The organism is Paenibacillus sp. T2-29 (genome assembly GCF_052921365.1).
Genome location: NZ_JBREVE010000005.1, coordinates 186341 through 206817, shown reverse-complemented (window position 1 = coordinate 206817; position 20477 = coordinate 186341). Strand labels below are relative to the sequence as shown.

The 20477-nt window shown below is 42.2% G+C and carries 16 protein-coding genes; 5 read left to right on the top strand and 11 right to left on the bottom strand.

Annotated features, from left to right (window positions below; translation table 11 throughout):
* The first annotated feature begins 38 nt into the window (after window positions 1–38).
* Window positions 39–968, top strand: a complete 930-nt coding sequence (locus ACU1JV_RS16250; RefSeq protein WP_413986205.1) for an L-lactate dehydrogenase — start codon at window positions 39–41, stop codon at window positions 966–968.
* Between the two features lie 124 nt (window positions 969–1092).
* Here ACU1JV_RS16250 and ACU1JV_RS16245 read toward each other — a convergent pair whose 3' ends face one another.
* Window positions 1093–2196 (bottom strand): DUF3900 domain-containing protein, encoded by a 1104-nt coding sequence (locus ACU1JV_RS16245; protein WP_013371391.1) that lies wholly within the window; start codon window positions 2194–2196, stop codon window positions 1093–1095.
* A gap of 395 nt (window positions 2197–2591) precedes the next feature.
* Here ACU1JV_RS16245 and ACU1JV_RS16240 point away from each other — a divergent pair, with 395 nt between their 5' ends.
* Both ACU1JV_RS16240 and ACU1JV_RS16235 read left to right on the top strand, forming a co-directional pair.
* A complete protein-coding gene (locus ACU1JV_RS16240) occupies window positions 2592–3806 on the top strand; it encodes an MFS transporter (protein WP_040103641.1) in 1215 nt (404 codons plus the stop codon).
* A 720-nt stretch (window positions 3807–4526) separates the two neighbouring features.
* On the top strand, window positions 4527–6488 hold the full coding sequence (locus ACU1JV_RS16235) for an endonuclease MutS2 (RefSeq protein WP_413986206.1): 1962 nt from the start codon (window positions 4527–4529) through the stop codon (window positions 6486–6488).
* A 146-nt stretch (window positions 6489–6634) separates the two neighbouring features.
* Here the strand turns inward: ACU1JV_RS16235 and ACU1JV_RS16230 are convergent, their stop codons facing one another.
* From ACU1JV_RS16230 to ACU1JV_RS16210, 5 genes are all read right to left on the bottom strand, one after another.
* Entirely contained in the window at window positions 6635–7540 is a 906-nt protein-coding gene (locus ACU1JV_RS16230) for an ROK family protein (RefSeq protein WP_413986207.1), read from the bottom strand.
* A gap of 69 nt (window positions 7541–7609) precedes the next feature.
* The gene (locus tag ACU1JV_RS16225; protein ID WP_413986208.1) at window positions 7610–8416 is read right to left on the bottom strand and encodes an HAD-IIB family hydrolase; all 807 of its coding nucleotides are present in this window, start codon (window positions 8414–8416) and stop codon (window positions 7610–7612) included.
* Between the two features lie 565 nt (window positions 8417–8981).
* A complete protein-coding gene (locus tag ACU1JV_RS16220; protein WP_434954051.1) occupies window positions 8982–10202 on the bottom strand; it encodes an MFS transporter in 1221 nt (406 codons plus the stop codon).
* Between the two features lie 33 nt (window positions 10203–10235).
* Entirely contained in the window at window positions 10236–11237 is a 1002-nt protein-coding gene (locus tag ACU1JV_RS16215) for an ROK family protein (protein ID WP_013371398.1), read from the bottom strand.
* Between the two features lie 206 nt (window positions 11238–11443).
* Entirely contained in the window at window positions 11444–12400 is a 957-nt protein-coding gene (locus tag ACU1JV_RS16210; protein WP_413986210.1) for a tyrosine-type recombinase/integrase, read from the bottom strand.
* A gap of 468 nt (window positions 12401–12868) precedes the next feature.
* Here ACU1JV_RS16210 and aiiA point away from each other — a divergent pair, with 468 nt between their 5' ends.
* A complete protein-coding gene (aiiA, locus tag ACU1JV_RS16205) occupies window positions 12869–13624 on the top strand; it encodes a quorum-quenching N-acyl homoserine lactonase AiiA (protein ID WP_413986211.1) in 756 nt (251 codons plus the stop codon).
* Between the two features lie 437 nt (window positions 13625–14061).
* Window positions 14062–14229: a hypothetical protein gene (locus ACU1JV_RS16200; RefSeq protein WP_007432475.1), complete on the top strand. Its 168-nt coding sequence runs from the start codon at window positions 14062–14064 to the stop codon at window positions 14227–14229.
* A gap of 77 nt (window positions 14230–14306) precedes the next feature.
* On the opposite strand, the gene ACU1JV_RS16195 is transcribed toward ACU1JV_RS16200, so the two are convergent.
* The 5 genes from ACU1JV_RS16195 to ACU1JV_RS16175 form a co-directional block, all read right to left on the bottom strand.
* Window positions 14307–15353, bottom strand: a complete 1047-nt coding sequence (locus ACU1JV_RS16195) for a FecCD family ABC transporter permease (RefSeq protein WP_040103633.1) — start codon at window positions 15351–15353, stop codon at window positions 14307–14309.
* Window position 15354: 1 nt separating this feature from the next.
* Complete coding sequence (locus tag ACU1JV_RS16190; protein ID WP_413986212.1) at window positions 15355–16419, bottom strand: FecCD family ABC transporter permease; 1065 nt, start codon at window positions 16417–16419, stop codon at window positions 15355–15357.
* A 228-nt stretch (window positions 16420–16647) separates the two neighbouring features.
* Window positions 16648–17631, bottom strand: a complete 984-nt coding sequence (locus ACU1JV_RS16185) for an ABC transporter substrate-binding protein (RefSeq protein ID WP_413986213.1) — start codon at window positions 17629–17631, stop codon at window positions 16648–16650.
* A gap of 37 nt (window positions 17632–17668) precedes the next feature.
* Window positions 17669–19384, bottom strand: coding sequence for an ABC transporter ATP-binding protein (locus tag ACU1JV_RS16180; RefSeq protein WP_025674535.1), 1716 nt, complete (start codon window positions 19382–19384; stop codon window positions 17669–17671).
* A gap of 32 nt (window positions 19385–19416) precedes the next feature.
* On the bottom strand, window positions 19417–20424 hold the full coding sequence (locus tag ACU1JV_RS16175; RefSeq protein ID WP_025674537.1) for an ABC transporter substrate-binding protein: 1008 nt from the start codon (window positions 20422–20424) through the stop codon (window positions 19417–19419).
* Window positions 20425–20477: the final 53 nt, after the last annotated feature.

The following is a 20477-nucleotide window of genomic DNA, read 5'->3' as shown; positions in this document are numbered from 1 at the left end:
TGAAAAGGTATACAACCCGAGAAGGAGATGAGGATTTTATGAGCTTAAAACCTTACAAACGAAGTAGAGTGGCTATTGTCGGCATGGGAGCGGTTGGCACAACAACCGGCTACACCCTGCTGCTGCGCCAACGCATGCAAGAACTTGTCTTTATTGATGTCAACGTCAAAAAGGCGAAGGGGGAAATGCTCGATATGAATCATGGGCTTCCTTTTCTCGGCGGTGTCAAAGTATGGGCGGGTGATTATGAAGACTGCCGTAATGCAGATATCATCATTGTTGCAGCGGGAGCTTCACAAAAGCCGGGAGAAACACGTATTGATCTTCTCAAGCGTAATGCCGAAATTTTTGAAAGTATTATTGATAATATCGTCAAGGTCAATACACATGGCATTTTGCTGATCGCAACCAATCCAGTAGACATTCTCTCCTACATCTCTTGGAAACGCAGTGGTTGGCCTTCAAGCAGAGTCATTGGATCAGGAACGTTGCTGGACAGCGCACGCTTCCGCTATCTGATCGGCAAACAAAAGGGTATCGACCCACGAAGCATCCACGCCCATATTATTGGTGAACACGGTGACTCCGAATTACCTGTATGGAGCACAGCTAACGTTGCTGGAACACCTCTGGAACTGGACGAAGAGACGAAAAATGAAATTTTTGAAAATACCAAAAATGCTGCCTATGAAATTATAGATGCCAAAGGCGCAACATCCTATGCCATCGGACTGGCTCTCGATCGGATCGTAGCCGCTATTCTCGGAGACGAGGGGTCGGTACTTAATGTGTCCACCCTGCTGGAAGATTATAACGGTGTATCTGACGTTTATTTAGGTGTTCCAAGTATCGTGGATCACAATGGAGTACGTGAAATTTTGGATCTTCCGCTCAATGACGAGGAACGTGCAAGGTTGGTTCAATCTGCGGACAAGCTGAAAGATCAAATTAGTAAAGTGCATATGTAATTCAGTAAGTCAAGAATATAAAAGCTAAACAAAAACGGACCTCCACAGCGGATACATCCGTTGTGAGGTCCGTTTTTTTTATAATATAATTTCGTTCGTTTGTCGCCCTGCTATGCGTTCCAAATTACCAAGGTGGTGTATCGCCATCCACACCCTCATTTTCATGCTGCCTTTTCTCTTTCAGCCGCTCAGCCACTGTTTCAAAGGATTCAGGTTGTAGTAGTTCAATCGGAGAAAATCCCTTTTCAAACGTAAATGCATCACCTTCAATAATAAGTGCATATCTATCATGAAGTTTTGTGATATGCAGCTTGGCACCAAAGTCGGATAGTAAACCACGCACAGCCGTATCATCCAGTTTGAAACGAACTTCAATTTCCGGTTTTAGCTCGACAATATGCTGCGCAGCCTCTACGACCTGAAGGGGTTCCCACTTCCCTTGCAAATCCCGTTTTTCGCTGGCTGCCCACAGTTCCAGATCGCGCTCTTCCTGCTGTCTTTCCTCATTAGATGCATCCGGCCATTTGGTTTCTACATAGTTCTGAACAAAGCCCATGACATGCTCATTAACGATTTCCGGCATGGATTGCTCATAAGTGACGAATTTCAAAAAGTCTTCAAAATACCGTGCATGCGAAGACTGATGTATTTTAAGCTCCCATTCATCGTTCATACCCTCCTCCAGCATGTAAGGATACATGATGGATTTCATATTACGGGCTGAAATCGCCATTTCGACCTCACTTACCAGACTACTCTCAGTAATCCGTGCAATTTTAGGTTCAAAATCACATTTGAGTACAAAAATAAACGGGTCGTCAGAGTGGGTATTTAATGTAGCCTGTACAATGATCAGTGCTCCACCTCGTACCGCGCTTGTATCCAAATACATCCGCACCAGATCATCACATGCATTTTTAAAATCTTCCTTATCCTCTGCTGCACGTAGTCGGGCGAACATATTGAAATTCGGATTACTGCTCAGTTCATGTTCCGGTTCGACGATAAAGCGGCCAATTTTGGTCGGTGCCTGCTCTGTGCTGGGATTTTTTTCAACCTTTCGCTTGCTAATACGAGCAAATTCCCCGTCCAGAAATTTTTTGACATCACTCTCGTCGTAATCATAGTCATCCATTGTAGCATAATGCTTGTAGGACTTACCGCCTTGTCCTTCTTTTCCGTCTACCTGAATCACAAAAAAAGATAAAAAGTCCACTTGAAAGTTCATTTACGTTCTATACGCTCCTTTTCAGGCATGTACGCGTAATTATATCACTATGATTTTAAAAGGTACATCGGATTCAGATTCTGATAGATAAAGATGCGCTTATTAGTTAACATAATATTAATTATGTTCATCTATTTTATTTGAGTATAATTTCCAATTTATAAATATGTAGTGACTCATTCCCTTCTATTCTAATCCGCATTCTTTAGCATGATTGATCACTTCCTTTTTCCTGCTCTACTTCATTCATAATCACAAAAAACCATTTGACTAAATAGTAGTATATTTATTATATTATCTATTGTTATATAGACAAATATTAATTTTGTTTATAAAAAACAAAAAATAGACCCTAAGGGTTTTACCCCCTGAAAACTGGAAAGGAGAGTTTGTTGTTGTTTAAAAATCCATATATAAGGACTATTATCGCCTCCAATGCGTTGCTAAATTTGGGCATCTGGGTGCGGAACTTTGCCATACTGTTGTATGTAACAGATCTGACCCATAATGATCCCGTATACGTATCGCTCATTTCGGTTGCTGAATTTGCGCCTATCTTTCTGTTTGCCATCATTGGAGGTACGTTTGCGGATCGTTGGCGGCCTAAACGGACAATGGTTAGTTGCGATCTGCTGTCGGCTGCATCCATTTTTATCGTGTTGCTCGCATTGTGGTACGGGTCATGGCAAGTGCTCTTGCTATCCACTTTCTTCTCGGCCATTCTATCTCAATTTTCTCAGCCATCTGCGATGAAGATATTAAAGCAGCATGTAGCACCAGAACAGCTTCAGGGAGTGATGGCTCTTTTTCAGTCTCTCATGGCATTATTTATGGTTATCGGTCCTGTCGTCGGTACATTTATTTATCAACACTTTGGTATTTTCTCTTCATTGTCTATAACAGGAATGTTGTTTCTCATCTCTGCGCTTGTTCTGACTCGTATCCCACAAGATGAACAAGCAATTGAGATAGATCGACCAACTCATTTTATTGAAGAGCTTAAAGAAGGAATACGTTATGTATGGAATAACCGTACACTTCGCACGCTTGGAGGAACATTTACCATAATTGGGCTGGCAGTCGGACTTATTCAACCATTAATGGTTTTTGTCGCTATCGAGAACCTCGGACAAGATAAGGAATTTTTACAATGGCCGTTAATGGCGAACGGAGCTGCTATGCTGTTGGGCGGCGGTCTGATTATGGCGATTGCCAAAAAAGTTCAGCCGCAATTGCTGCTGGCGACTGGACTTCTGGTCAGCACACTGACAACCTTTGGAGTCGGATGGTCGCACAATATTGTGCTGACAATGGCATTACAAGTACTTAGCGGTCTATTTTATCCTTGCATTCATATCGGTATCAACACGATGATGATGAAAAATGCCGAAGCTGCTTTTATCGGCCGAGTCGGTGGTGCCCTCTCTCCCCTGTTCTCGGGGATGATGGTCGTCGGTATGAGCATCGGCGGTACACTCAAACGCGAATCCTCCCTGTACACCGTATATATCGTGAGCGCCGGCTTATTTTTAGTCGGATCGATGTTGTTGTTACCGCTGCTTCGTGACAGACAGCCTGTACAAGCTGTCACATCCGTTGATTCTAAATAAGAGCACAAGAAACCGCCCTGGGAGATATGATATGCCAGCTACTAGGGCGGTTTCTTAATGTTAGTACTCTGTTTCATATGGATGCTGTATTCCTGCTGGAGTGGGATCATTTTCATAAATCATTTAATCGAAATTAGTTAACATAATATATTTTTCGTTAACTCATTGTCCTCATGATCACTTTTTCATCAAATTGATGAAGTCAGCCTTGACTTCCATACCTGTCTGATTGTATATTGTGGATATATCTTCAATTAAGGGAGAGATTTTAATGTCGGTGAACGTTCTTAACTAAGCAATTGCATATTCAGGGAAAACCATCAGGCGCTTGTACCCTTCAGGGACAGGTTTGTTTGTTGCTGAGTTTTCACCCTGGTATTAGTTAAGAACATGCGGATATCATAAATCGCCTTAGGGATTATTTTCATTTAGGCCTTATTCCGTGCTGTGTTCAGCACGGTTTTTTTGTTTCCAGCTTTGTGAACTCTTTTTACACGTTTTTCTATTCATAAGCCAATTAACTGATATGTTGGTTGGCCTGTGGTTTAAAACGCAGAAATGGTGAGTTCACATGCTGGATTATAGGCTTATTTGATGATACATTTCCTCTTCCTTAAAGGGCGGAGAATGAACGTTTTGTTCATTCTCCGCCCTTTTTTTGTTTTCCAGAAAAGTTTTGAAAAAATCCTGTCAATACACATCTAAAGGAGAGATTTATTCATGAACGAAACTACAATGCTGCGTTTGGAATATGATCAGATTAAAACAAGAGTATCTGAATGTGCTTTTTCATACCTGGGTAAGCATCATGCCGCTTCCATGCAACCAATTACAGATATCCGTACAATCAAAATTCGTCTTAACGAAACGAGCGAAGCTTTACAGCTCATTCGCCACGGAGCTAGCGTACCCGTTCCTTCATTGGAAGGAATGGAGCACATTCTGCACCTCTTGGGAACCGGCTATATGTTCAGCGAGCGTGATTTTTCTCATTTGGCCCAATTCATCAGAAGCTGCATGCAGCTGATGAAATATATGCATGCCAAGGCGGATGCAGCTCCAACCGTCAGTGCTTATGCCTCTTCCATGTATGGTATGGAGTCACTCCTATCCGAAATCGAGAGATGCATTTATTCGGGTCGAGTGACGGATAACGCCAGTAAAGAGCTAGCTAAAATTCGCAAAAAAATTGCAGTTACTGAAGAACGTATCAAGAGGAAATTAGACTCTCTCACCAGCCGTCATCGATCCATCATGCAAGAAAATATGATCAGTCAGCGCAATGGCCGTTATGTACTTCCGATCAAAAAGGAATTCCGCAAACAGGTGAAAGGCAATGTACTGGATGAATCGGGAAGCGGTCAAACGGTCTATGTTGAACCTGCAGAGATCGTAAATCTACAATTCGAACAAAGCGCAAACATGGCAGAGGAATCAAAAGAGGAAATGAAAGTGCTGGGAGATCTGACCGCAATGGCTGAGTCATACAACCGGGAACTAAGCATTAATACAGAGACGGTAGGCATACTGGATTTTTTATTGGCTAAAGCTAAATACGCCATGACCCTGGATGCTGTTTCTGTCGAGCTTAACGATGAGGGGATTATAGATATCCATGGTGCACGTCACCCATTGATGGCGAATACTATGGTGCCGCTTGATTTCTCAATTGGTGAGGGTTATTCCTCGCTTATTATTACCGGACCGAATACAGGCGGAAAAACGATGGCTCTCAAAAGCGTCGGTCTGTTAACACTCATGGTGCAATCCGGCCTGCTGGTACCTGTTTTGCAAGGCAGCCGCATGGCTGTATTCGAGGACATTGTGGTAGACATCGGGGATGGCCAAAGTATTGAACATGCTTTGAGCACCTTTTCTGCACATATTCGCAACATGATTGGCATTTTGGAAACGGCAGGCAGCTCTACTCTGATCCTGATCGATGAAATGGCTTCTGGTACTGATCCGGGAGAAGGCGTAGGCCTATCTATCGCACTGCTGGAAGAATTTCATCGTCGACGGACGACAGTAGTGGCTACCACCCACTTTAGCGAAATCAAGCATTTTGCTGAAAACACACCGGGATTTCAAAATGCTCGTATGGAGTTTGATACCGAAACGTTGCAACCCTTGTACCGACTTCGCATCGGTGAGGCTGGGGAAAGCTATGCATACGCAATTGCTTTGAAACTAGGCATGTGGACTCGCATTATCGAACGTTCGGAGGCCATTTCTGCTGGAAGAACGTCTCAGAATACACAGAAGTCTTTGGTTCTTCCCCCTTCTTTTGACGATAAAAGGCCTGAGGATGTATGTAAACCTGCCTCTAAAAAAGCATCTACAGACCGTACAGTCGCAAAACAGGAAAAACAAGAGAACCCACTCATAACCAGGTCGTTTGCTCTTGGAGATAGTGTTTATGTCGGCTACCTAGATCGAACTGGTATTGTTTGCAAAACGGAGGATGAACGAGGCAATGTTGGAGTTTTGATTCAAGGACAAAAGCTGATCATAAACAAAAAGAGGCTCGTTCTTCACATCGCAGCAACAGAATTGTATCCAGACGATTATGATTTGGATATTGTTTTAGAAACAAAGGAAAATCGAAAAAAACGAAAGCTTCTAGCACGCAAGCATGTTCAGGGGCTAATCATTGAATCTCCTCCGGAAAATGAAAAGTAAGCGTACGTGCATATTCTTCATTGAAAAATAAGTTGCTTCGGAATGTTATACACACCAAATAAACATAATATATATTATGTAAACTAAGTGAATACAAAAGAGCATGTCTTAAGCTTAAAGACACGCTCTTTTGCTTTTATTTTATCTCATACTTCAAGATGGTGTGATTGCATGTAGTTGTATATAGCACCTAGCAAATTCGCTTCATTGCCTAATTTACTTTGCTCAATATCTGCACGCACAAAATTTAAGATTGAATGCAAATAAAGCTTCTCTAGCTCTTCCTTAATAGTAACAACCAGCAAAGGATTGGCAGATATGCCTCCCCCAATCACAAACTTTTCAGGGTCAAGAATTGTTTGTAGGTTAATAATTTGTGTTGCGATGTTCCTGCAGTATTCTCGAAAAATCTTTTGTACCGTGTGATCACCTTCTTCAATGAGCTTGAATACTTTTTCACCCGTTATAGATTCTGCATGAAGTCCTTTAGCCTTGGCAACCGTTCTAGCTAAAACAGAACTACTACCCTGCATACCAAGCAGATAATCCACATTGTCTGCATGCTCGTTGTTAGTTCTGATGAAGGAGAATTCCCCAGCCGATAAATGATGGCCTTTCAGCAATTTACCTTGAGAGATGATTCCACCGCCCATCCCTGTTCCAACAACCAAAACAACACCATCAGCGATCCCCTGTAGTGAGCCGCGCCATACTTCTCCAAGAGCAGCACACTTTCCATCGTTTTCAATGGCTACGGGTAAATGAAACGCTCTCTTAAAAACTTCAATCATATTGATATCGTTTATATACCTTAATGAACCCCCATGCACCATATGACCAGTGACAGAGTCCACAATACCTGGCATGTTGACGGCTATACCTTCACATTCATCTATAAACTGACTGTGAATTTGCTTCAAAGCTATAAGCAGATTCTCTAGTGAATCTAACGGTGTAGCAACTTTGCCCTTTGTCATAAATTCACCTTGAGAATATAAACTGAATTTAATAAAAGAGCCGCCAATATCAAAAACCAGTATTTTATTTTTCATGCTGCGTATAGTCCCTTCATTCGGTAGTGTGGAATCTGGAGGTCTATCTCTCATAAACGATAATTAATATTAGTGCTTTTGTAAATCCATCATTTTCTTTATCGTTAACAATACACCGTTTTCTTCATTGGATTTGGTAATAAAACTTGCTGCATTTTTAGTGTTCTCACAAGCATTTTTTACAGCAAAACTGTATTTGGCAATACTCATAAGCTCCACATCATTTTCACCATCTCCAAAAGACATGGTTTCATCCATAGTAACGCCCAATATCTCTTGGAGTTTTCTTACCGTCTCCCCTTTATGAGTATGAAGGGCTGTAATATCCAGCCAATTTGCTTCAGAATCTACAATATAAATTTGATCTAGCAGCGTTTTTTCAACATGTTTTCTTAATAAGGAACTTCCCCCGGATGGATCGTAAACCGTTATTTTTAGAAAGTTGCTCTTTATTTGATCAAACGAATCAATCTTCCTAACTTCCTTATAAGAGCCCTTCACAATTTTATAATACTCTTCTTGAATATGAGAATGAACATAAGCTCCTTCTGTTGTACATGCTATGATAATAAAATCCTTAGCAAAAGCTTCAATTTGATTGATCGCTTGTAATGCTAAATTACGTTCAATTGTAAACTCTTTTACAACGACTCCATCCTTTTTAATGCGAGTCGCGCTGTCCCCTAAAATCCAGATCCCTTTTCCATGTTCACCAAACAATTCTTCTACTCTTTCACATTGCTTACCTGTACAAGCAACAAAGGAGATATTATTTTCTTGCATTTCTTCATACACTTGATTGAATAATTCAATATCAAACGTGCCACTATTGTTCAGAAAAGTACCATCCAAATCACTTACTACCAGTTTAAACATAAATAAGCCTCCCTTAGTTGTTTGATACACTCATTGTCAGTTCATACTTACGTTTTTTTATGTTCATTCCAGGGATCAACATCAAAGTCTCTATTAAAATTCTCAAACTTACGTGCTGCAAGCTTTTGAACAAAAGAAGAATGAGCCAAACTACTGATTATGAAATACGTAATGCATAAAACGGTAACGCATAAGACTCCTTCAATCCCCACATTGTCGCACTCCCTTCTGTCGTATCTGCAACTTTTATACAACATCTAATCCATTTAAACAGCTCGATACAGTTCCAGTCCACTTCATAAAAGATTTAATTAAAGACATTAATAAAGATAGTAAAAAAAGCACCTTTATTAAGTGATTATAAAACTACTCAAAAAAATCATCGATGGAGCGGTAAGGTTTTACATCCATAGGCTGTCTTGATAATGCTAAGCACCAGTAAGTACCACACCATATAACTAAACATAAAAAAATAAGTGAGATCATAGAGTGCTCTCCTTTCTCTTTTAGGGTATACATTTACTTTAGCTGATGAAACGCGTTTCAAGTCAAGTTGCAATTTGTCTTAACCCTTCAAATTTCTCTTTCTCAGTATACGATTCACTTGTTCTGAACTGAGTAGCATAAAAAGAAGGAAAACAAGGACTACAACCGGAAAAAAATGAATACTTACCTGAGATGCTATCAGCCCAACAATGGGCGGGAGTAATGTTGTGCCTGTATAAGCAACTGCCATCTGATAACCCATGAGTTTGGCCGAGTTTTCCTTACCGAACCGTGTTGGCGTTTCATGAAGAAGTCCAGGATAAATCGGTGCAAGCCCTAATCCAATAAGGATAAAACCGGGCAATAAAAAGGCAACAGGCAACGGAAGCAGCAAAATGAGTCCGCCTGCAACAGCAGTAAGTTGGCCAATCCGGATTAGGATACGATTATTTATTTTTAAAGTTACAAACCCCGTAATCAGCCTGCCTACCGTGATTCCACCGTAGTACAAAGATACCCAACCAGCAGCAGTTTCAGCTGGGATGTTTCTAGCCCCTACCAAAAAGCTGGCTCCCCATAAACCTACCGTTGCCTCTACACCACAATAAAACAAAAAAGCAACGAGCGTGTTCTTAACTCCTTTCATTCGAATTAGATTTTGTTTGGGTGTGTTCTCAACTTGTGCTATATTGTGATCCATCTGTGAGTAGTCTGATTGAGCTTCAGAAATAATCGAATCTTGTATCGCGTTTACACGTTTCCATAATGGCAGTGTAATAAGCAAAATAATAACAAGTCCCCACTGAATCATGGATACGACTGTATAGCCACTTCTCCATGAATTGTAGTTCGAAATGTAGAAAGACATAATGATTGGTCCCATCGTAGCTCCAACACCCCAAAAACAATGCAGCCAGCTCATATGATGTGCCTTATAATGAGTAGCCACATATTGATTGAGTGCTGCATCTACAGCTCCCCCGCCGAGGCCAAGAGGAATTGCTAAGAGTACGAGCCAGAACAATGAAGGTGCAAAAGAAAACCCGAGTAACGCTCCTGCAGTCAAAAAGCAGCTCATTAGAGTAATCTTGCCTGTACCTATTTTTTCAATGATAGTTCCACTGGCTAGACTTGATACAATGGTTCCGCCTGCAACGACCATGGATACTATTCCGGCTGACCCAAAATCAGTCCCGAGTTCCGGCCACATCACAGGCCATGCTGCCCCAAACAGAGAATCCGGGATTCCCAAGCTAATAAACGCTAGATAAATAATAATCAGAAACCAGGTTGCCATCATGTTTCTCCTCCTCTGCTCAAACGATAGATGTCATTATCTAAAAACAATAATAGGACGCTCTAATTCTTTTAGGGTTAACTCTCTCAACCCTGTTTTAAAATCCTCATAAAATAAATCGGAGAGAACAATGTCAGGATACAAAGGCATCTCATGCTTAGCTTTGTAGGTTTCCAAAAAACGAAAGAAAGAGTCTTCTTCTATATTCTCTCTATAGACTACAATTTGATCAGGATCAAATATAGATTGTAATGTTTGAATTATTTCACATATACTATTGAAAAAAACTTCTCTTCCCTTGCTTTCATCCCACACTATAGACGGGAGGAATTTGATTTCACCAGCCAATCCATGTTTGCCCTTTAAAACTCCATTGCGTAAATAAATCCCCATCCCTGGTGGAGAATTTTCAGGAAAATAGATAGCTAGCACACATTGATCTTCATCTAACTGTTCTCTGTAAACGTATCCACATACAGCCGCATTTACATCATTCTCCACCATAACGGGCAAACCAAATTTGCTCTGCACATCCTCTGCCAACCGGATTCCATTCAACCTTTCATGGCTGCTGACTGTAATCTCTCCATCAACCGATTGTCCCGGGATTCCAATACCAATAACCTTAATAGAAGGATAAAGTGAAATGATGCCTTGAATCGTGGAATAAAATTGTGCATCATCAAAAATTTGAAAGGGATGTTCTTCTTTCATGAGAGCGTCCTCGTTTAAATTAACGACCGTGGTTGATACTACATCCGTTCCTTGTTTTTCATTAATATGTATAATCAGTGCCAGACTATACTCATAATTAAAACGATAGGTTAATGCATGTCTACCACCGTTGGAAGGCACAATCTCATCTTCAAAAATCTCTCCATTATTAAGCAATTCCTGCATAAGCGTATTGATAGTCACCACACTTAAATCAGTCAATGCGGCCAGTTGGGGCTTTGTGGCCTTGCTGATCTGCTTTAATACTTTGCGAACCAGATTCAGATTTATTTCTTTAATTAAATTTGTATTAGCTTTTTCCATACCGTGCTCCTTCTTTTTACAAAATTAGTGGAACCACTTCATAAACCATATTTATAAAGTGGTTCCACTAATTTTGTAGCAAAATATTACCTTTGTCAAGGCAGATGCCATTTTCAAGATCGGTTCAATTCTTTTTTAATTTGTTTACATAATATTAGTTACGTAAACCAACTTCGTTTCATGACATAATGCATTGGTGAATATACTTACAATCCCGTTATAGGTATCTGAATATCCAGTTTATCCATCGCTTTTTCTTTTTCCCGATCAGTGACATGTGTATATACCGTGGTCGTCTGAATGGATGAGTGCCCCAGCAGCTCTTGCACTGTACGCAGATCTGCTCCCTTGCGTAAAAGCATCGTGGCAAATGTATGTCTCAGCTTATGACTGGAATAAGCCTCCCGACGTTCTGTGCCCTTATCTTGCTGGAATCGTTCAAACGTTTCTGTAGCAATCTGTTGAATAGAACGCACCGCCAGACGGCGACCTTTTTGGGATATGAACATCGCGTCTTCCTTACCTCTCCACGGCGTCAATCTTTCCTCCAATGCATGCTCTACAAAATCACATACAGCCGCCGGTACTGGCAGGGTACGCCACTTACGCCCTTTACCGAACACATCTAATGTGCGTCTTTCTCGACTGTAATCTGAGACATTCAACGAATGAACCTCCCCCACCCGCAATCCCATGTAGACCATGAGCAGAAAGATAGCCATATTACGATTTGCATATTTCCCTTCCACCGCGAGCAAGAACGGCTGAATATCCTTTTCATCCAGATAGACAGGCATACGGTTCTTTTCAGTTTTTGCTTTTTTGATTCCCGCTGCCGGATTTGCGCTGCATAACTCAAATTCCTGTAGCGCTCTAAAAAAACTGTTCACCGCTGCATGCTTCCGGTTTCGTGTACTATCTCCGGCGCCTCCTTCCCGCGCTTTAGACAAATACGACATCACATGAATCTTTTTCACCTGGTCAAGTGATTTATCACTCAACGTACGTAAAAACTGTTTTACATCCCCCATGTAATTTTTTTGCGTATGTATCGTATACCCCGCATCCTTCATCCAAATCAAAAAAGCTTCCAGTTCTTCAGCATACACTTCATCAATTTCTTCTATCGTATCTAGCTCCATATGTCGTAATTCTTTTTTCATTCCGCTTACCCCCATTCAGTTCAAATTTCGAAATATGCTGTAAAACGATCATCTTCGTCTGATTTTTATCGACAATCCAATCGACATCTTATGCAGGAGAGCATATAAAAGTCGTTTTAAACCTAAACTGCGTATAATTTATATTATACGCAGTTTTTTTGAGCACTTTTTAAGTATAAATAAAGCGTGTCCCTCTTGTCCAGCCTATGTACTTACCCTTTTTTGCTCATCCTATTATACATCCGCACGTACTGGCCTGTGTGACGGCAGATTCCTGCTGGACGCCTACATACCCTATCATTTAAACTATTAGAAATTAATTTTTGAAAGTGCGGGATTACTGCGAAAGCATGAGGTTCCATCGCACCATCTTACAAATGAAATACAAGCATCACTTTCTGCCAGCTGTAATTCCGTTCATTAACTACATAATAATTATTATGTAAACTAAGACTGGAGGATGATTGTATGATTAACAAATTGTACTGGTTACCGGTCGGTCAGCTTGATATTGATCGCTCCTCACTCAACCATCATGCACAGCCTGGTGAACTGGTGCGCCTGCAAATCTGGTCGTATCTGCTGGAGACAGATCACGGTCCGATTCTCATTGACACCGGTATGCCGGATTCGTTTATCAACAATCCAGATTATTTTAAAAATACACCGTTTGAAGGGCGCTTCATTCCCCATATGTCAGCCGATGATAGTATCGTAGCTGTACTGGATCGGATCGGCTATCAACCAGACGATATCCATGCCATCGTAATCTCTCATATGCATATGGATCATGCCGGAGGCAATCCGCATTTTCCGAATACACCGATTTATGTGCAGCAGACCGAAGCAGACGCTGCGATCGGTAATCTGGAGTATGCGCCGCCGGAATGCGTGCAGACGAACTTGAATTACCGACTGCTCCAAGGGGACCATGAGCTGGTTCCGGGCTTGCAACTGCTCTATACTCCGGGTCATTCGCCGGGTCATCAGTCCGCGCTGGTCACAACAAAGGAATCGGGTCCGGTCATGCTGACGATTGATGTTGCCTACACGCAGGAGAATTACGCAAACGACGTGCCGTTTGACGGCTTTGACCGTGAACAGGCACGCCAGTCAATCGCCCGCGTTCAGCAGATTGTGCAGGAGGTTAAGCCGAACCTATTGTTCTTCGGTCATGATCCTGATCAGGTAGCCGTTCAGCCGGTATATCCACAATACAAATAATGATAAATGTTATAGCCTCTTATTCTTTTCTTTTCATTAGGTAGTTGTAACGACTTCGACATTTCAAACTGCAAAATTTGGTCACCTGAGATCGCTGATATGGAATAAACCAATGATTGCATTGAATAACCTTTGCTGTTCTCGTTGCTCCTCTCCACAGCTTCCAGCAAACTGATAAGTGATTGCATAAACATGAAGCTAATGTCCCTAATCTCCTGTTATCGCCAGCATAAGGAAGTATATCTAAGAACTCATGGGGTGAGTAGCTGTACGACACGGTATGGATGATCAGGATAAGTATTTTGCTATCTCATTCTGTTTTCCCTTGATCATCCAACACGATATACTTAAAGAAGTCGAAAGCCAACCTTATTTTCAGTCTATGCTTATTTCTAAAATGTAGATTTATTCATGACAAAGGGAGTGTTCATTTACTTATGAGTACCGAAATGTTGGAACGTCGAAGTGAGATTTTAAAACGAAACATCCATCAGTTGCTGGTTCAGGAAAATCAACACGGCGTGACACGGCAGGAAAATTACACGTTGCATAAAATGATCAGAGAGCTGCATCAAACCTCTCATGCCTTGAATACTTCCCGTTGAGATGAAAGGCTGCTACATCAAACAAAAAATAACCTTCAGCTCCACTTCTTTAGTGGTGTTGAAGGTTATTTTTTATGTTATCCTTTTGAGCGACTCAAAAGATATAAGAAGTATGGCGCACCTATGATGGCAACAATTAATCCTGTCGGAATTTCTTTCTGTAAAGGTAAGGCTCGTGTGATCGTATCCGCTACAAGTACCAGGAGTGCTCCGACTAAAGCACAGGTTACCAGCAGCATTTTATGCTTCGGACCCACTAGCTTTCTTGCCAAATGTGGAGCTACCAAACCGACAAAACCGATCCCGCCACTAACCGACACACTTGAACTGGCTAGTCCAACTGCAGCCGCGAGGAGAAGAATGCGTTCCTTTTCAATAGGTGTACCTAACCCGGATGCCGTCTGATCCCCCAAATTAAGCACATTCATTACGTTTGCTTTATAGTATGCGAAGGGAAGCAATACAATTATCCAAGGCAGCAGAGCCATTACGAATTTCCAGTTTGAACCCCATATGCTTCCTGCTAACCAATTAGCTACAAACGTGTAGCTTTCAGGTGTCAACTTAAGAGTCATAATGATCATGGCAGCACTGATGCCCGCCGCTACCCCAATTCCGCTCAGCAATAGCCTTGTCGGTGAAATGCCTTCGCCTTTTTTGTAAGAAAGAGCATAGATCAGAATAGCAGCCGCTCCCGATCCAATTAGTGCAAGAGCGGGTAGTAAAAATAATGAATTCATAGTTTGCATAGATGGGAAAAGTAGTACAAACAACATCACCATCAGCCCAGCGCCTGCATTAATCCCCAGAATACCAGGGTCTGCTAGACTGTTGCGTGATACCCCCTGCATAATACAACCGGAAACAGCCAAACCTGCACCGATCAGAATGGCAATAATCATTCGCGGCAGCCGGAATTCAAAGAGAATTAATTCCTGCTGTGGAGTCCCTTGTCCGAACAAGGTTCTAAAAAGCTCCATTGGCGAAAGCCGGATCGTTCCCGTGTTCGCGCTTACTGTGAATGCAGCAATAAGCAATACAAGCAAAATGATAACAACGATCCAATCATGGATTTTTTTACGGTGACTTGCTTTGGCAATAGCCCCATTCGTAACGTTACTCATCTTACAGTGCCCTCCTTTCTTTACGTGCTAGGTAAAGGAAGAATGGAACACCAATTAAGGCAATAAGTACACCCACTGGTGTTTCCTCAGGTGCATTAATCATACGGGCCGCCAGATCGGCAAACACGATAAGTAAAGCTCCCATAATAGCCGAACAAGGAATAATCCAGCGATAATCGACCCCAACCAGTTTGCGCGTGATATGGGGAATAATCAACCCTACGAACCCTATAGAACCAACCAACGATACCGCAGCACCCGCCAGGATTAATACGAGAACCATACCGGCGACCTTTACCATCCCAGTTCGCTGACCAAGGCTCAACGCAATTTCGTCTCCTAGACTAAGTAACGTAATGGAGCGTGATAACATGAGAGCACCGATAAAAGCTGCCACAACCCATGGAACGACAATGCCTAGCTGAACCCACTTGGTCCCACTAAGTCCTCCAGCATACCAAAAAGCCAAATCCTGTCCAACATTAAAGTATAAACTGATCGTATCTCCTAAGGCAGACAGCAATGCCGTGACAGCTGCACCCGCCAATACAAGGCGAACTGGCGTAATACCTGATTTGGATATAGCGCTTGTACCGAAGACCAAAATAACCGCCAAGGCTGCACCCGCAAAAGAATACAACATTAACTGCAAAAAGGAAGTACCCGGAAAAAGAGCAAAACAAATCGCCATCGTCAAGCTGGCGCCCGAATTCAGCCCAAGCAAGCCAGAGTCCGCAAGCGGATTGCGGGTCATCCCCTGCATAATGGCCCCTGCTACAGCGAAACAGACTCCGATTAACACACCACCCAGAATCCGAGGTAGACGGATTTCCCATATAATTTGATGGTTTTGCAGCTCAGGATTAAAATGAAAGACGGCGTTCCAGACCTCCTCCAGTTTGATTGAGGCTGCACCAAATGATAAGGACAGAGCGATACCGAATGCTAACAGTGCTAATCCGGCTGTCAGGATAAGCGAAGCCGCCCATGGCCGCGAGTGGAATTGAGTCGGCGGCTGATTACGATTGCTTTGAGCAGAACTATCCGAAGATTCTGATAATTTCATAACTATGGTTCACCCTTACTGTTGAATAGTATGTAGGCTATCACGAAAACCTGTAGTGAAGATAATATTTGATAATGAGAATTATTATCATGCAATCTTTACTATTGTAAATTAATGCGTCAACAGCTTCAATAGCAAAATTTCGACGATTTTCTTATGTTCAGCTGTTTGTGAAAAATAAAGCCCTCTGGCAAAAATACCAAAGGGCTGCCAACATTACCGAAACAACTACTTCTGTGAGACGTTCTCTTTATTCCGCTGGACGATCATATCTGCCAATTCTTCAGCTTGCCCCGCAATAGCGATAGGATCGAAGTACCAGTATCGATCCTCCTGAAGCTCAAAAACCTTCCCATTCCGGACCGCACTCAGTGATTTCCATATGCTGTCTCCTTCATAACCGCTCAAATCCTTATTAACCGTCAGGAAAATATAAGAGCCAGCATATTGATTAATAACTTCCTTGGAAATTGACTTCCATTGCGTCTCGCCTAATAGTTCTTTTTGGACTTGTGGTGGAGGTGTCAAATTCAATCCTCTATAAACCGCCTGTCCGCCTCTGCCAAAATTATCACCGTATACATAGTATTCTTTTTCCGTGGCTTCCATTACCGTGAAAGTATCCCCGGGTTGAACAATTCCTTTTAATTTGTCACGTGCAGCTTGCAATCGCTGATCGTATTGGGCAAGCCACGTTTTGGCTTCCTGTTCTTTTCCCAGCAGCTCACCAAAAGCTGTCAGTTCTTCATGTACATTCTTGTACGTTCCATAAGGAATGACTATAGTCGGGGCAATTTTACTATATTTTTCATATTCAGAAGCATCTTTAGAACCAATCAGAATCATATCCGGCTGTAAAGCCAATACTTTTTCAATGGATACACTGCCACGGTCTCCAATGCTTGCAATGCCTTGTACAAGATCCTTCGAAAACGGATTATCCAGATAATATTTCACACTTCCCACAGGTTTAATTCCTAATGCTAATAAATCATTCTGGTACATATCTATTACAATCCGCTGAGGGTGAACCGGAATCTTAATATCTCCATGAATTGTCTTGACTGTTTTCGTTGCAGCTGACTTTGATTCACCAGAAGCTTGATTCTGCTTTTCGTCTGGCTGATTTCCCCTTCCACCACAGGCGCTAAGAAAAACAATGACTGACAAAAAAAGCATCGTCACCATCCACATTTTCTTTGTCAAAATCATTCATTCCTCTCTCTATTTACGATGTTGCTGTTGACTCTTACGTTCCATATTGAGCTTGGTGCAGGCGGCTATATGCACCTTTTACGGCCATTAATTCTTCATGTTTTCCTTGCTCGGCAATCCCTTGATCTGCAACTACAATAATACGATCAGCATTTTTGATCGTTGCCAGACGATGTGCAATCACGAGTGTTGTGCGACCCTGTGATAGCTCTGTCAAGGCCTGCTGAATTGCAGCTTCTGTCTCTGTATCCAATGCTGATGTCGCTTCATCCAAAATAAGAATTGGCGGATTTTTCAGAAACATCCGGGCAATTGATAAACGTTGCTTTTGACCACCGGACAGCTTTACGCCTCGCTCACCGATCATCGTATCCAAACCCTCTGGGTAGGATCGAACAAGTTCTTCAATCTGAGCACGACGGGCAGCATCCCAGATTTCATTTTCTGAAGCATCAAGTTTGCCGTAAGCGATATTCTCACGAATCGTTCCATCAAAGAGGAATACATCCTGCTGTACGATACCAATCATGGATCGCAGCGAATCCAGCTTCATTTCGCGGATATCCATACCATCAATCGTAATACTGCCTTCCTCGACATCATAGAAGCGAGGCAGCAAGCTGCAAAGTGTCGTTTTGCCTGCACCTGAAGGGCCTACAAGAGCTACGGTTTCTCCCGCATGTATGGATAGGTCCACTCTATGCAAGACCTTGTCTTTATTTTCATAGCCAAACGTTACACCTTCAAATTGAATATCTCCCTTGAGATGCTTAACGGTCTTCGCGCCTGGCAGATCCTCTACGTCGGATTCACTTTCCAACAAGTCCAGGTAACGTCGGAAACCGGCAATTCCTTTGGGATACGTTTCGATGACAGAATTAATTTGTTTGATGGGTGCGAGGAATACATTGGACAGCATTACAAATGCGATAAATTCCCCATAGGACATCTGTCCCTCAATAACAAACCATGTTCCACATACAAGCACAAACAATGAGACCAGTTTCATCAGAATAAAGCTAATTGAAGAATTCCACGCCATAATGCGATAAGCAATCAGCTTTGTTTTACGAAACCGTCCATTATTTTCAGCAAAACGTTCCATTTCATGGGCTTCGTTGGAGAACGCTTGAACAACGCGAATACCGCTAACGTTATTTTCAATCCGGGCGTTGTAATCTGCAATATCAGAAAACATACGATGGAAAGCAGCATTCATTTTGCGACTAAAATACAATGACAGGTAAATCATTAGTGGAACGATAATAAATGTCAGCACAGCCAGCTTCCAGTTAATACTGAGCATAATACCGAAAGCCCCGCCCAGAGTCATCAGCGCGATGAACAAATCCTCAGGTCCATGGTGGGCAATTTCTCCGATATCCATCAGATCGTTGGTCATACGGGAGACCAGATGGCCTGTTTTGTTATTATCAAAAAAGCGAAAGGATTGCTTTTGTACGCGATCAAACAGCTTTTTGCGCATGTCCGATTCAATGTTAATTCCCAGCTTGTGTCCCCAATACGTAACGACGTAATTCAATCCGGCACTTACAACATAAATCGCAAGTAGAGCCAGACAGGCAAATAAAATCCATTTCCAGTTTCCGCTGGGTAGCAAATCATCAACCACCCGATTAACTGCAAGCGGAAAAGCCAACTCCAGCAGTGCAGCTAGTATAGCGCAAGTAAAATCAATGATAAATAACGTCCGATAAGGACGGTAATACTCAAAAAATCGTTTAAGCATATGACTTCTCCCTTCCTATTCAAATGAACTGGTTATGTAGGATCGACGGAAAGCATCTTAATAGCCTCATTCAGTGATTGATCGATAGCCAGTGGTGAGTAGGTAAACCAAGGATCGGCCTTGATGAAATACACTTTGTGGTTTTTGACAGCCGGGAGATTTCTCCACAGCGCACTTTGTTCAATTTCCTTCAACATTCCGTCCTTAGCCGCTTCATCGTAAACCAACATAATGATACGATCCCCTGACAGTTCAGGCAGCTTTTCCATCGAAATGCTATCGTATACAAAGTTATACTTCGGGTCCTTTGCGAGCTTCTGACGTATGTACTCTGGAGGATTCAATTCCAGTGAACGGTAGATGACATGTCCTACATTTCGCGCCCCGTACACTCTTAGCACGTCCTTACCGTAGGTCATATAAATGGTAATCGTTTCATCCTTTTTGAATTTTCCAGCCAGCTTCTTTCGACCTTCTTCAGCCTTTTTGTCGAAACTAGCGATCCAATGCTCGGCTTCCTTGTCCTTACCCAACACGGCTGCGACATCCCGCAGTTGCTTAAATACATCCCCATCTCCAAACGAGACGGCTACGGTTGGAGCAATTTTCTCCAGCTGTTCTTTCACTTCTGGCGAGGTATCTTCTGTTGCTATGATCAGGTCAGGTTGTAGCTCCAGTACCTTTTCCACATTCGTCGGGTTTCCAATATCAGCAATCCCGTCAATCTTTCCTTTCAAATAGTCGCCTTCTAACACATGAGAAGCAGCCCCTACTGGCTTAACACCTAAAGCCAGCATCGCATCTAAGTATTGTGTCGTGACGACTCGCTGTGGATTTGCAGGAATACTGATCTTTTTGCCGGTGGCATCAACATATTCACGCATAGCAACCGATTGGGATTGCCCGTTAAGGGTATCCGTTCCACTCTTTTCATTGGTTTGGTTGTTACTAGCTGTGCTTCCGCATGCAGCCAATACAACCATCAAAAAAACGCCAAGACCAAGCATGATTCCCCATTTTAAGCTGTACTTTTGTTGCACAATATACGTCCTCCCTAGATATATGTCTTTATAAAATGATAGTGATTCTCATT

Coding starts and splice junctions, on each gene's coding strand:
- ACU1JV_RS16250 (WP_413986205.1), top strand. CDS start 39: ATGAGCTTAAAACCTTACAAACGAAGTAGAGTGGCTATTGTCGGCATG.
- ACU1JV_RS16245 (WP_013371391.1), bottom strand. CDS start 2,196: ATGAACTTTCAAGTGGACTTTTTATCTTTTTTTGTGATTCAGGTAGAC.
- ACU1JV_RS16235 (WP_413986206.1), top strand. CDS start 4,527: ATGAACGAAACTACAATGCTGCGTTTGGAATATGATCAGATTAAAACA.
- ACU1JV_RS16230 (WP_413986207.1), bottom strand. CDS start 7,540: ATGAAAAATAAAATACTGGTTTTTGATATTGGCGGCTCTTTTATTAAA.
- ACU1JV_RS16225 (WP_413986208.1), bottom strand. CDS start 8,416: ATGTTTAAACTGGTAGTAAGTGATTTGGATGGTACTTTTCTGAACAAT.
- ACU1JV_RS16220 (WP_434954051.1), bottom strand. CDS start 10,202: ATGATGGCAACCTGGTTTCTGATTATTATTTATCTAGCGTTTATTAGC.
- ACU1JV_RS16215 (WP_013371398.1), bottom strand. CDS start 11,237: ATGGAAAAAGCTAATACAAATTTAATTAAAGAAATAAATCTGAATCTG.
- ACU1JV_RS16210 (WP_413986210.1), bottom strand. CDS start 12,400: ATGAAAAAAGAATTACGACATATGGAGCTAGATACGATAGAAGAAATT.
- aiiA (WP_413986211.1), top strand. CDS start 12,869: ATGATTAACAAATTGTACTGGTTACCGGTCGGTCAGCTTGATATTGAT.
- ACU1JV_RS16200 (WP_007432475.1), top strand. CDS start 14,062: ATGAGTACCGAAATGTTGGAACGTCGAAGTGAGATTTTAAAACGAAAC.
- ACU1JV_RS16195 (WP_040103633.1), bottom strand. CDS start 15,353: ATGAGTAACGTTACGAATGGGGCTATTGCCAAAGCAAGTCACCGTAAA.
- ACU1JV_RS16190 (WP_413986212.1), bottom strand. CDS start 16,419: ATGAAATTATCAGAATCTTCGGATAGTTCTGCTCAAAGCAATCGTAAT.
- ACU1JV_RS16185 (WP_413986213.1), bottom strand. CDS start 17,631: ATGATTTTGACAAAGAAAATGTGGATGGTGACGATGCTTTTTTTGTCA.
- ACU1JV_RS16180 (WP_025674535.1), bottom strand. CDS start 19,384: ATGCTTAAACGATTTTTTGAGTATTACCGTCCTTATCGGACGTTATTT.